The organism is Billgrantia endophytica (assembly GCF_002879615.1).
Classification (GTDB): Bacteria; Pseudomonadota; Gammaproteobacteria; order Pseudomonadales; family Halomonadaceae; genus Halomonas; species Halomonas endophytica.
This window is the reverse complement of the sequence record NZ_PNRF01000035.1, coordinates 1-12,129: the sequence shown is the minus strand read 5'-3', so window position 1 is coordinate 12,129 and position 12,129 is coordinate 1. Positions and strand designations below refer to the sequence as shown.

The window sequence follows — 12,129 nt, the reverse complement described above, 5'->3', positions numbered from 1 at the left end:
GTAGAGCACGATGGGCAGTACGGGGGGTAGCTTGCCACTGGGGGTAAAGGCCTTCTGTCGGATCAGGTCCTGATAGAGCAGTCCGAGATAGCTCATGATACGCACGGCCATGTGCTTGTCGATGGTGCTCTGAAACTCGATCAGGAGATAGACATACAGCCAGGTCTGCCCCCAGCGCACCCGCCAGATGACGTCATCCTCCCGCTCGCGTAGTTCGTCCGCGACGTAGGAGCCGTTGGCCTTCTCCAGCGTATCGAGGTCCAACTGGTCGAGCCAGTCATCGCGGATGAAGCCCCGCAGCAGGTCTTTCACCATTTCCTGCTGGCTGAAAAGCAGCTTGTAGGTGTTGTCGTGAACGTTGGCCATGGCCATCTTGCCTCGTTGCCGGCAGGGCGCTCCAACAGCGGGTTTCTCGTGCTTCAGGCACGCTACCGCCCGGGGATTGTTCCGGGCGAATTCCCATGCCCTGGGGTACGGCACCTTGGGATCGGGGAAACTACGACTGGAACGTGCACGACGCATCACCGGAGCAATCGCACAGCCCAACGCGCACTATCACCGTCCTTGGCCAAGCAAACGCCCGGCCGATCCCCTGCGAGGCATCGTTCTTGGTATGACACAATTCTACGGGACTCGGCTTGAATGCTCTACCGCCTCATTGGGCTTATAGCAGACTTTGTAACCGAAAATGCTCTCAACTCAGAGGCGATGGCGGAAACGATGAGGAAAGCCATGCGGCAGGCCATTACGACAATCAGGTGGTGGGCTTACGTTTTCAAACACAAGTCCCCTATCGGGGCGTTGCGGCGACTTCTAGCCCGAACCTAGAGATGACGGCAACGCCAGGAGGCTAGACGATTGATCAACGCAAGAAGCAACAGCACGGCGGCTACCCAGCCCAGCACGGCGATCAGGCTATGGAAGCCGCTTGGAACGGTATGGGGCGGCCGGTAGGACATGCCGTGTTCCGCCAGGCGGGTGACGAGGTAGATCAGCGTGGCGACAACGGCCAGCGGCAAGGTGGCATGCCATTCGGCCAGCCATTGTGTCAGCCGGCTGGGCTCACGGGGTGCCTTGGCCGTCGCCTGCTTGCGGGCGCCCTTGCCGGGGGCTTTCGAGCGAGCGGCCGGTTTGCGAACCGCGGGCTTGCGGCTGGCCTTGCGACCCTTTCCACCGCCCCGGCCACTGCCCGGCAGGCTCGAGGCGGCCCAGCGCATGGTACGCCACAGCGCCCAGCCAACGGTAAATACGACGGACAGCGCCAAGCTGCCCATCACCAGAAAATAGGTCATGTGCGACTCAGGCGATATGGCCGAGCGACTGCATGGTGCGCAGCAGCATGGCCACGCTCTCCTTGGATTGAGCGTGCTCGTTCATCAGTGCCTTGAGGCGCTGCTCGAAGACATGCTGACGAACCTGCTCGTCGTTCGCTTCACGCTCTTCCAGGCTGCGCACCGGCGGGCCGGTGGGAATGTTGAAGCGGGAATTGGGCTTTTCGAGCTCACGCAATGCTTCGGCGAAGGCATCGTCAAGCTCGCGAAACTTGCGCAGCTTTTCGCGCTCGTCCATGTGTTGGTTGGGTTTCTGATATTTCATCTGTATCCGCTAATGCTCAAGTACCGAGCGGTACTCGAATGATGACCATGATCCAGTATACCGCCATTGCCTCTCGCAGCGAAGCCGTAAGCTCACTCATCAAGCTAATGATACTAGTTTTCATTAGCTTAGGGACTGGCTACGTTGCTGCGTCAAAATATGCACAAACGGTCAACCGAAGCGCCCAAACTTGCCTTCGCCTCCCTCGGCAGCGCATAAAGGACCACATAAAAATCATCGGGCACGCCTATGGAGCAGTACCCGTTGCCGCCTCGTATGACAGCGGCATCGAAATGGAAGCAGCTGGCGAGGATGGCTGCAAAAAAGTACGTAAGGGGCCAGATAATGTCCAATGAGATGATGCGAGCGGAAATCTGGCTGCAGGACAATCTGGCAAGTCAGCAAGGGATAGAGGATCTGGCTATCCGTCTTGGTTATTCGACCTCCCAGGTCCGCCGCAAGTTCAAGCAGTGCTTCGGGCTATCCCCAAGCGCTTACCGCGACATGCTACGGCTGGAAATGGCCGCTCGCTTGCTCGCCTTCACACCCTATCGAATACATACTATCGCGAGTCGCTGCGGATATCGCAACCATTCGGCCTTCAGCCGTGCCTTTCATCGGCGACATCTCCTCACGCCGCGCCAGTATCGACAGACGCAACACCAGAAACTGCGAGAGTGCAGCTATCGTGACGCCCATGGTGGCGATCCGCCGCCCATCGATATCCGCAAGATGCCTCCTCGCCAGGCGCTCGTGACACGGCTGTATGGGCTTGGCCACCTCAATGACCTGCATGACCTTCAGGAGTGGACAGCATCTACCAGGCAAGCCAATACCCTTCCCGACCGTCTCAAGCAAGCTCCAGTCGTGGCCGTGATACACGGCATACCACTGCCCAGCCAAATGCAACGGGTGGATATCGGGCCGTTGGTCGATGATCAGGTCGCCGCGACCGTTGCGATTCCCGCGGCATTCCGATTGCTGGAGTTGCCCGCGCAACACTATGCCTGCGTGGTGGTAAAGAGCCTGAATGAAGTTCCTTCTACCATGGAGTACGTGATAAGTCACGAGTTACCACGGTATGAATGCCATGCCAGTGGCGAAGCCGTTCAGTTGCACTGCCACCCACGGGGGATGGAACTACAACTACCCCTGCTGGATGTTGAATGGAATGGGCCAGGGGGTCAGGATTGACCAGACGGAGGTATGAACCATGCCGGGCCCATCCGGGCCCGACAGTGTGACGCCGATTATGGTCTATCTGAAAAAGTGTCTTCTTCTGCCTGACATTACTCTTCGATGCGAACCAGCCAGCTTTCAACGGTTTCGGAGCCATGCTCGTCCTTCCAGGACTTCAGCGTCTTCTGGTTACCGCCGCGGGTTTCCACGACTTCACCCGTCTTCGGGTTCTTGTAGATCTTCAGCTTGCGCTTGCGACGGCCATCGCTGGCGGAGGCGGAAGCGGCCTTGGAGGTCGCCGGCTTGTTGCCCTGCGGATCCAGCAGACCGATGACATCGGCAGCGCTCTTGTTGAACTCGCGCATCAGCTCTTCGAGCTTAGCCTTGAATTGCAGCTCAGCCTTCAAGCGATCATCGTTTTGAAGCTTGTCCATTTCGGCCTGGAGCTGCTTGAGTTGCTGTTCTTTCTGCATGAATTCGCTGAGAAGAGACATGGTGTATTCCTTACATGGGAGAAATTTTTACAGGATGCGGCGACTATAAATACATGAAGCCGTGTCACTTGACAATACTGAGGCCTTATTTTTTATGCCGTTTCATTGCCTGAAGCAAATATAGCGTATTGAAGCGGTTGTTGTCAGTAAAGCCAATCAGGAGATTAGTCAATAGCACACCACTATCACGTATGCCGTGTGCCTGAGAAACTTAACGCGGGACATCCAACAATATTTCGTAGCCGATGTCACTGGCGGTTTGTACCAGCACGACATCCGCTTCGGCATGGCGCCATTCCTGGCCTTGATAACGGGGCAGGCCCTGCAGTATATGATCGTCGTTACGTGGCCCGCCGCGTTGGTTTCTGTTTTCGTCACGTCTTTCGCGGGTATCCGACCAGTCACGCGGGTTATCGCCCCGTGCGCGTCGCTGGCTGTCGCGCAGCCGGTCAGGGTTACGGCGATCGACCCCGCGCTCGTGTTGTTCGCCACGGCCCTGCCTTTCCTGCCCTTGGCTGGCGCCCTGGCTTGGGTCACGCGCCTCCGCGGGCTGGGCCAGAACCGGCGCGGCAGCCAATATCGGGCCCATTCCAGCAGCGCTGGTTACCATGGCAAGCACCATGGATAAACTACGTCGCTTCAACGAATTCACGCTCGCTACCACCCTGTTGGGGAATGTATCAACAGTCTAGACAGGGAATGCCTTTACCAGAATTCCGTTATCCAGCCGTCCCGCTGGAACGAACCGGAGGCCTGCATGCCGTTCCCGCTCCAGAAGCGTTCCACGTCGAGATCCGCGAAACGCTCCGGGGCGATTTTCTTCAACTCGTTTACGGCATCGGTGACATTGGCGGCATCGAACAGGATCGAGCCCGGATTATCGCCACCGGCAAGCGCGATCGTCTTGTTCGGCCGGCTGGTCCAGCTTCCGTCTTCTTCCCTGATGTCGACATTGGCTACGATGGCGCTACCACGAATCGTGGTGTTGTCGCGAAGGTCCAGTTCACCCGCAAGATTGATATACAGGCCGTCGAAGACGGTATTGCCTTTCGGCGAGCCACTGCCATTCTGCGACACTATCTTGATGTTGTCGCAACCGCCCGCAATGCTTGCACAGGTGTCGTGTATTGCCTGGAGCAAGCCGATGAAGCTGCCGAGTTCGCCCGGGTTCGGCCGCGCCTGCACGATGGCGTCTTCGGGGTCGCCGTCCATCACTCTGCTGGTATCGCCCATGGAGCCGATCAGTTCGGCCTTGTCATGGGTGGTGTGGCCGGGAAAGTCACCCGGGTCGAGATAATGAAAGTAGATAGCCGGCTGTTCGCTGGAAGTACGCATTCTCGACTGGCTCGATGATGGCCACTGTATATCCGCATTGTCATCGATACCGCCAATGAAGTTGACGGCCGCCAGCCCCTGGGCGGGAATGGCGAGGTCGATGATGGCGGAAAAGACGGCGGGGTTGATCGGGTCGCCGGTGCGGCCTTCGACAAGAATATGGGCGGTGTCGCCAGCTTTACGACAGGGTACCACCCAGGCCTGGCCTGATTCCAGGTTCAGCCGACTTGCCGCATCGCCTCCCCAGGGCGAATTGTCGCGGCATCCCACCCACTCGCTTACGGGTTTGTTCAGTGCTTCATGGAAAGGAAGGGAGCGAAGGGGGGATGTGATAGTATCGGGGGTGCGTTCACGCTGCAGCAGGTAGTCACTGATCTCCACCGCAACCGACTCCGCCACCATTTGCGCCTGGGCTGACATGCGGTAATTCCCTGCCGATCTTTCATTGATCAGCCCGGCGGTTAGCGCCGTCAGGCCAAGCATGAGAGAGCCGGTGAGCAGGATCATCACGAGAATGAGGGCCATGCCTCGTTGCTGCTGCCGTGGGCCAGCCATGCCCGCCTCCCTGCGCCGTCATGTTTACAATAGTAAACACAAGTTTACGCCATGGGCGGCATGTCGTCACTGCCGGCATCCGGCGCCTGTCAGCGGCACGGTCGGCTCCAAGTGCCGCATATAGCACGAGAAAACAAAAATGCAAAAAAAAGATGCTGCAATGCAGCAAAAACACGTCTATGGTGAAGAGGACAGTGTTGCAAGGCAGCCTCTAAAGGAGACACGCCATGACCACACCACTTGTACTGGACAGTTCGTTCAATTCTGAAGTGCTGGAGTGCTGGGCCCATCAGGCCATGCTACAGCGTGCCGCCCACGAGGCGCTGATTGCTTACTTGAGGTATGGCCAAGCGATGGCGGAAAAGGTTACGCGCTAGAGTTAATGCGCAAAAGAAGCGGCCGGCATATGTCGGCCGTTTATGGCAGATTAGGCACTACTTAGTCCGAAACCGCTGGTGCAGCCACGCCAATACTAACACTCAATTCTGGCTGATTGCGCTGAGGTTGCGCTAACAAGGCATTCTCGTTCTCGGTAAAGGCTAAAGTAGCGCAAGCATTATCGGTACCGTTCCAATGCTCAACCAGTTCCATATTAGCTGTATCACTATCCACTCGGGCCGCGGCAATGGCGCTTGCGACCGTTCTCGCTTCGCCTCTGCATGCATTGGTAGCGGCATTATCCAGGTAATTGCCATACTGCGGTATTGCTACCGCCGCCAGAATGCCGACGATCGCCACCACGATCAGCAGTTCGATCAGCGTGAAGCCGCCCTGCCCCTGCCGGGTCGCCCATGTGCTCTGCCTGTCTGTCATCATGTTGTCATCCTGTCCCTGTCTCGACCCGATAGACGTTCATGCCTTGGCCGTAACTTACATTAAATAACACGTCAGTTGGTCGCAAGCATGTCATACATTCGCATGAGTTTACTTATCAACATAATGCACTAGATCAATAATGCTATAGTAGATGTAACGTGAGAGGTGTCGCTGTGCGGTGGCATGGCAAAAGGCTAGAATGGAGTATCGCTTTCGCTCGCCTGCCTATGTTGGGCCAACGCTTGGGGCGCCATGAACGACGATCAAACGCTAACCAAAGTCAGTAGCGAAGCCACGACGCAGCGGGCGACCGATGTCGAAGGGCTGCGTGGCCTGGCCAGGCGATTGGTGGAAGATGGCCTGCTTTCCCCGGCGGCGGCCGAACGTGCCGACCATGAGGCGCGCAAGACAGAGGTGACCCTGCTTCAGCATGTGATCGACGCCGGCCTGGTAACCGCTCGCCAGGGCACGCTGTGCGCGGCCTGGGAGTATGGCCTGCCGATCATCGACCTGGATGCCCTGTGCCTGGCCAGCCTGCCGCCGGCGGGCGACTACCCCGACAAGCTGCTGCGCAAGCTGTGCGTGGTGCCGCTGGCCCGGCGCGCTCACCGGCTGACGGTGGCGGTTCCCTGCCCCTCGGCCCTGGCCCGGCTCGATGAGCTGCGGTTCGCCACCGGGCTCAATGTCGATGCCGTACTCTGTCCGGTGGACCAGCTCCTCCCCATGCTGGAGGCCTACCTGACCCATGACGAATCCCGCCTGACGGACGAGCTGGCCGGGGCGGGCGATGCCGCCAGCGAGCTGGAGTACGACGAGGGGGTGGACCTTGCCGAGGAAGCCGCCTCCCACACCGCGAAGACGGGGGCCGACGACGCGCCCGTCGTCAAGTTCGTCGACAGGATCCTGCTGGATGCCATTCGCCGCGGCGCTTCCGACATCCACTTCGAACCTTACGAAACCAGCTATCGGGTCCGCATGCGGATCGACGGCATGCTGGTGGAAGCGGCGCGTCCGCCCTTCTCCATGCGTGCGCGCATTGCCGCGCGTTTGAAGGTGATGTCCCGGCTGGACATCTCCGAACGCCGCCTGCCGCAGGATGGCGCGATCAAGCTGAAGGCTTCCAGGAGCCGTTCCATCGATTTCCGTGTCAACACGCTGCCGACGGTATATGGCGAGAAGATCGTGCTGCGTCTTCTCGATCCTGCCTCGGCGCGGATCGGCATCGATGCGCTGGGGTTCACCCCGGAACAGCGCGCCATGTACGAACGGGTGCTGGATCGCCCCCAGGGCATGATCCTGGTGACCGGACCCACCGGCAGCGGCAAGACGGTGACCCTGTATACCGGCCTGAACCTTCTCAACGAGGTGCGGCGCAACATCTGTACCGCCGAGGACCCGGTGGAGATCAAGGTACCGGGTGTCAACCAGGTCAACGTGCTGCCCAAGATCGGACTGGACTTTGCCAGCGCCCTGCGCGCCTTCCTGCGCCAGGACCCGGATGTGGTCATGGTGGGCGAGATCCGCGACCTGGAAACCGCCGAGATCGCGGTGAAGGCGGCCCAGACCGGCCACCTGGTGCTTTCCACGGTGCATACCAATTCGGCGGCGGAAACCCTGACCCGCCTGGCCAACATGGGCGTGCCGCCGTTCAATATCGCCAGTTCGGTGAGCCTGATCATTGCCCAGCGCCTGGCACGGCGGCTGTGCCGGCACTGCAAGCAGCCGACGGAGATCCCCCGCGAGGCGCTGCTGCGGGAGGGTTTCACCGAGGTTGACGTCGGCGGCGCCACCGTTTACGAGGCGGTGGGCTGCATGCACTGCACCCATGGCTACAAGGGCCGGGTGGGTATCTATGAAGTGGTGCCGATCAGCGGCGCCATGAGCCAGTTGATCATGCGTAACGGCAATTCGATGGATTTCGACAAACAGGCACGTCAGGAGGGACATCCCGATCTACGCCGAAGCAGCTTGTTGAAGGTAATGCAAGGGATCACGAGTTTGACGGAGATCAACCGTGTGACGAAGGACTAGGTTATAAAACCTTAAAAAATGACCAGCAGCAGGGATACACATGGCTACCAGAATGGCGAAACGCCCTCAGAAGCTAAAGCTGTACCGCTGGCGCTGGACCGGCAAGGGCCCGAGTGGCCGCACGGTTCAGGGTGAAGTGGTGGCATCACGGAAGGTCGAGGTCGAAAAGGAGCTGGCCAACCAGCAGATCGTCGTCAAGAACGTTCGCCGCAAGAGCGGGCTGGGCGGCGGCATCGGCACCATCTCTCCACGCGATACCATGCTGTTCGCCCGACAGATGGCGACCATGATTCGTGCCGGGGTTCCGGTGCTGCAGGCCTTTCAGGTGGTGGCGGAAAGCATCCGCAAGCCGGCGATGAACGCCGTGGTCCAGCGGCTGATGAGCGAGGTGGCGGCGGGCTCCAGCTTTTCCCAGGCGCTGCGCCAGCACCCGGACCACTTCGATTCCCTGTTCTGCAACCTGGTGGAAGCCGGCGAGAGCTCCGGCTCGCTGGACCGCATGCTCGACCGTATCGCCACCTACAAGGAGAAGATGGAGTCGATCAAGGGTCGGGTGAAGAAGGCGCTGTGGTACCCGGCGGCGGTCATTGCGGTGGGCTTCGCTGTCACCGCGCTGCTGCTGATCAAGGTGGTGCCCCAGTTCGAGAGCCTGTTCCAGGGCTTCGGCGCCGAACTGCCCGCCATGACCCGCATGACCATTGCCCTGTCGGAGTTCGCCCAGCAGTACTGGCTATGGACCCTTGTGGCCGTGATCGCCTGCCTCTTCCTGATGCGCCAGGGCATGCAGCGCTCGGAATCCTTTGCCTACCGCATGCACAGGTTCTCGCTGAAGGTGCCGGTGATCGGCGACATTCTCAACAAGTCGTCGGTGTCTCGCTATGCTCGCACCCTGGCTACCACCTACGGGGCCGGCGTGCCCATGGTCGAAGCGCTGGACATCGCGGCCGGTGCGTCGGGCAACCTGGTGTACGAACGCGCCACCCAACGGATTCGCGAGGACGTCGCCACCGGCCAGCAACTGCACTTCGCCATGCGCCAGACCGAACGCTTCCCGGAACTGGCGGTGCAGATGGTCGGCATCGGCGAGGAAGCCGGCTCGCTGGATGCCATACTCAACCGGGTGGCCGACTACTACGAAGAGGAAGTCGACAACAAGGTCGATGCCCTGACCTCGCTGCTGGAGCCTTTCATCATCGTGGTGCTCGGGGTCATGGTGGGCGGCCTGGTCATTTCCATGTACCTGCCGATCTTCGAGCTCGGCTCGGTGCTGTAAGGAGCCGTCTTGCCGCTTGATCCTCCACCCGCCATTCTCTGGCCCCTGGCCGTCGTGCTGGGCCTTTGCCTTGGCAGTTTTCTCAACGTGGTGATCGTGCGACTGCCGGTCATGCTGATGTTGAACTGGCGTGCCGAGGCCCGCGAGTCGCTGGAGCTGCCCGATGAAACGCGGCCCCGCTTCAATCTGGTGGTGCCGCGCTCGATCTGCCCGACATGTGAAACGCCCATCGCCTGGCACGACAACCTGCCCCTGTTCGGCTGGCTCAAGCGCCGTGGACGCTGCGCCACCTGCAACGCCCGCATCAGCCCCCAGTATCCACTGGTGGAGCTGGCGGGGGGCGTGCTGGCACTGGCGGTGCTGGCGCTGCACGGCGCCACCCTGCAAGCCCTGTTCCTCTACGGCGCCTGCCTGTCGCTGCTGGCACTGGCGGTGATCGACCTGCGCACCCAGCTGTTGCCGGACCTGATCACCCTGCCGCTGCTGTGGGCGGGACTGCTCTATCAGTTGATCTTCCAGCCGCTGATGCTGCCGGATGCGGTCATCGGCGCCATGGCGGGGTATCTTGCCCTGTGGAGCTTCTACTGGCTGTTCAAGCTGGCCACCGGCAAGGAAGGCATGGGCTTCGGTGACTTCAAGCTGCTGGCGGCGCTGGGCGCCTGGCTGGGCTGGCAGTACCTGCCCATGGTGCTGATACTTTCCGCTGGTACCGGCGCCTTCGTGGGGGTCATTGCCCAGGCGACCGTTCCCCGGCTGCACGGCGCCCCCATGCCCTTCGGGCCGTTCCTGGCCGTGGCCGGGTGGGTCGCCCTGCTGGTCGGCGAGCCGTTGATGGCGCTGTACCTGGGCCTGGTGACTTGAAGCCGCGCAGGCAAATGAACCGACAGGAACGAGCGACATGATCATTGGGGTAACAGGCGGCATCGCATCGGGCAAGTCCACCGTGGCACGTGCCTTCGAGGCATTGGGCGTGCCCTGGGTGGATGCCGACGACGTGGCCCGGGAAGTGGTCGAGCCCGGCGAGCCGGCCCTGGCGGAAATCGCAGCGCACTTCGGTCAGCGAATGCTGCGCGAAGATGGCACCCTCGACCGGCGTGCGCTACGCGAGCTGGTGTTTACCGACCCGGCCGAGCGGAAATGGCTGGAAGCCACGACCCACCCGCGCATTCGCCAGCGGCTGATGGCCCACCTGGAACGCCTTCAGGCCAAAGGCGCCCCCTATGTGCTGCTGGTTTCGCCGCTGCTGTTCGAATCGGGACAGCACGTGATGGCGGACCGTTGCCTGGTGATCGACGTGCCGGAAAGCCTGCAGATCGCCCGTACCGCGGCCCGCGATGAGGTGGACGAAACCCAGGCCAGGGCCATTGTTGCCGCCCAGATGCCACGCGACGAACGCCTGGCCCGGGCCGACGACGTGATCGACAACGGCGGCGGCGAAACCAGCCTGGCGGCCCAGGTGGCCAAGCTGGATCGATTGTATCGGGAACTGGCACACGCCCGCCGTCATTGACGCTAGAATGTCCCTACAGCCACCAACCCCAACGGATCATGAGCCAACCGAACCAACGCCCCCTGAAAGTCGCCTGCCCACAATGCAAGACCAAGGTGGAGTGGAGCGAGCAGAACCCCTACCGCCCCTTCTGCAGCGAGCGCTGCAAGATACTCGATCTTGGCGCCTGGGCGGACGAGTCACACCGCATTGCCGGCGAACCCGCGCTAGACGAAACCAATATCGACGCATGGCTGGCCCAGGCCGATCGAGGCGACGAACAGTGAGCCTTGCCCCGGCGCCGACCTATCGGCTGCTGGCCGAGCTTGAGGCCGCCTTCGATATCCTGATCGAGCGCTGCGAGGAACTGCTCGAGGCCTACGGCGAGTCGCCCGCCGAGGCCTGGGCCTTTCAGGCCGACGCCAGCGAAGCCTGGCTGCGGCAGGCCTTGCTGGATTTCTGGTATCAGGACGGTCAGGACGGTCGCGCCACCCACAGCCATGTGGGGCTGGTGGCGGCCGACGATATCTTGATGACGAAGGCCGCCGAAGTGAATCTCGCCAAGGCCACCTTCGCCGGGCTGCTGGCCACTATCCGCGAGCACCACCCTCCCCTGCTGACCGAAGCCAAGGCGGTACTGCCCTTTCGCCACCCCGAGCTCCACGACCACCTGCGCGGCAGTGGCCTGGCCCGGCTGCACCTCAAGCAGTGCTGGCGCGCCATTCCCGTGGCCGAAGCACCCGTAGCGCGGGTACGCCTGGCCTGGTACGCCAGTGGCCGCTCGATCAAGCGGCTGACCGTGCGCGACGTGGAACAGAAGCTGCTGAAGCTGGACAGCGATGCCCCCCACGTTCGTATCCAGTTGCGCAAGCTCGCCGGCCTTCCATCGAACGAACCCCTTGCCCAGGTGCAGACCCAGGCACCGCTGATGCGCGCCAACCTGTTCTACTGCGAACCGCTGCAGGACGGCCGCACTCGACGCGCCATGAACGTGGCGCTGCCGCTGTTCGTACCCGCCCCCCGCGGCCGCCTGCCCGACCACAACCTTCCCCCCTCCGCCCCGCCCACGACCCGCACCCGGGCACGGCGCAGCGACGAACGCCTGGAAGACACCCCCTTCCTGCCCAGCCTGCGGGTATATCGATACCGCAGCGCCTGACGGCGCCAGTCGCGACGCAAAGCGGCGCTCCCACAGGGGTGGAAAAACCGCTGTTGGAGATAGTGTCAGCTCGCGACCGCGGTGTTGTCCGCGTTAGCGATACCTGCCAGCGCAGCAGCGCTCCCACAAGGTGGAAAAAACCGCTGTTGGAGATAGCTTCAGCTCGCGACCGCAGTGTTGCCCGCGTTAGCGATACCTGCCA

Annotated in this window: 16 protein-coding genes; 9 read left to right on the top strand and 7 right to left on the bottom strand. The window is 61.3% G+C overall.

What is annotated here, in order from left to right; translation table 11 throughout:
* The 3 genes from C1H69_RS17100 to C1H69_RS17085 form a co-directional block, all read right to left on the bottom strand.
* Positions 1-372, bottom strand: a 372-nt coding sequence (locus C1H69_RS17100; protein ID WP_422666907.1) for an Rpn family recombination-promoting nuclease/putative transposase, incomplete at its 3' end; no start/stop codon positions are given.
* A gap of 452 nt (positions 373-824) precedes the next feature.
* Entirely contained in the window at positions 825-1,292 is a 468-nt protein-coding gene (locus C1H69_RS17090) for a hypothetical protein (RefSeq protein ID WP_102654593.1), read from the bottom strand.
* Between the two features lie 7 nt (positions 1,293-1,299).
* The gene (locus C1H69_RS17085) at positions 1,300-1,596 is read right to left on the bottom strand and encodes a hypothetical protein (protein ID WP_165789522.1); all 297 of its coding nucleotides are present in this window, start codon (positions 1,594-1,596) and stop codon (positions 1,300-1,302) included.
* A gap of 38 nt (positions 1,597-1,634) precedes the next feature.
* On the opposite strand from C1H69_RS17085, the gene C1H69_RS23660 reads away from it, so the two are divergent.
* Both C1H69_RS23660 and C1H69_RS17080 read left to right on the top strand, forming a co-directional pair.
* Positions 1,635-1,952 (top strand): hypothetical protein, encoded by a 318-nt coding sequence (locus C1H69_RS23660; RefSeq protein ID WP_165789521.1) that lies wholly within the window; start codon positions 1,635-1,637, stop codon positions 1,950-1,952.
* Positions 1,942-2,790, top strand: coding sequence for an AraC family transcriptional regulator (locus C1H69_RS17080; protein ID WP_165789520.1), 849 nt, complete (start codon positions 1,942-1,944; stop codon positions 2,788-2,790). The genes C1H69_RS23660 and C1H69_RS17080 overlap by 11 nt, the downstream gene beginning before the upstream one ends.
* Positions 2,791-2,885: 95 nt before the next feature.
* Here C1H69_RS17080 and C1H69_RS17075 read toward each other — a convergent pair whose 3' ends face one another.
* The 3 genes from C1H69_RS17075 to C1H69_RS17065 all read right to left on the bottom strand — a co-directional run bounded on the left by C1H69_RS17075 (position 2,886) and on the right by C1H69_RS17065 (position 5,159).
* Positions 2,886-3,269: a histone-like nucleoid-structuring protein, MvaT/MvaU family gene (locus tag C1H69_RS17075; protein ID WP_102654590.1), complete on the bottom strand. Its 384-nt coding sequence runs from the start codon at positions 3,267-3,269 to the stop codon at positions 2,886-2,888.
* A gap of 211 nt (positions 3,270-3,480) precedes the next feature.
* Complete coding sequence (locus tag C1H69_RS23315) at positions 3,481-3,921, bottom strand: hypothetical protein (protein WP_133154992.1); 441 nt, start codon at positions 3,919-3,921, stop codon at positions 3,481-3,483.
* A 53-nt stretch (positions 3,922-3,974) separates the two neighbouring features.
* Entirely contained in the window at positions 3,975-5,159 is a 1,185-nt protein-coding gene (locus C1H69_RS17065; RefSeq protein ID WP_102654588.1) for a pilus assembly PilX family protein, read from the bottom strand.
* A gap of 227 nt (positions 5,160-5,386) precedes the next feature.
* Between C1H69_RS17065 and C1H69_RS23655 the strand changes: the two genes are divergently transcribed.
* The gene (locus C1H69_RS23655) at positions 5,387-5,536 is read left to right on the top strand and encodes a hypothetical protein (protein ID WP_165789519.1); all 150 of its coding nucleotides are present in this window, start codon (positions 5,387-5,389) and stop codon (positions 5,534-5,536) included.
* 61 nt (positions 5,537-5,597) lie between these two features.
* Here the strand turns inward: C1H69_RS23655 and C1H69_RS24460 are convergent, their stop codons facing one another.
* Positions 5,598-5,975, bottom strand: coding sequence for a pilin (locus C1H69_RS24460; RefSeq protein ID WP_276308775.1), 378 nt, complete (start codon positions 5,973-5,975; stop codon positions 5,598-5,600).
* A gap of 252 nt (positions 5,976-6,227) precedes the next feature.
* On the opposite strand from C1H69_RS24460, the gene pilB reads away from it, so the two are divergent.
* The 6 genes from pilB to C1H69_RS17030 are packed head-to-tail and all read left to right on the top strand — an operon-like array spanning position 6,228 to position 11,927.
* Positions 6,228-8,006 (top strand): type IV-A pilus assembly ATPase PilB, encoded by a 1,779-nt coding sequence (gene pilB / locus C1H69_RS17055; protein ID WP_102654587.1) that lies wholly within the window; start codon positions 6,228-6,230, stop codon positions 8,004-8,006.
* Between the two features lie 40 nt (positions 8,007-8,046).
* Complete coding sequence (locus tag C1H69_RS17050; RefSeq protein WP_102654586.1) at positions 8,047-9,279, top strand: type II secretion system F family protein; 1,233 nt, start codon at positions 8,047-8,049, stop codon at positions 9,277-9,279.
* A gap of 9 nt (positions 9,280-9,288) precedes the next feature.
* On the top strand, positions 9,289-10,140 hold the full coding sequence (locus C1H69_RS17045; protein WP_102654585.1) for a prepilin peptidase: 852 nt from the start codon (positions 9,289-9,291) through the stop codon (positions 10,138-10,140).
* A gap of 37 nt (positions 10,141-10,177) precedes the next feature.
* On the top strand, positions 10,178-10,789 hold the full coding sequence (coaE, locus tag C1H69_RS17040) for a dephospho-CoA kinase (RefSeq protein ID WP_102654584.1): 612 nt from the start codon (positions 10,178-10,180) through the stop codon (positions 10,787-10,789).
* A 38-nt stretch (positions 10,790-10,827) separates the two neighbouring features.
* Positions 10,828-11,055, top strand: coding sequence for a DNA gyrase inhibitor YacG (gene yacG, locus C1H69_RS17035; RefSeq protein WP_102654583.1), 228 nt, complete (start codon positions 10,828-10,830; stop codon positions 11,053-11,055).
* Positions 11,052-11,927 carry a DNA replication terminus site-binding protein gene (locus C1H69_RS17030; RefSeq protein ID WP_240609979.1) on the top strand — a complete coding sequence of 292 codons (876 nt, stop codon included), beginning with the start codon at positions 11,052-11,054 and terminating at the stop codon, positions 11,925-11,927. Before yacG ends, C1H69_RS17030 begins: the two co-directional genes overlap by 4 nt.
* The last annotated feature ends 202 nt before the right edge of the window (positions 11,928-12,129 follow it).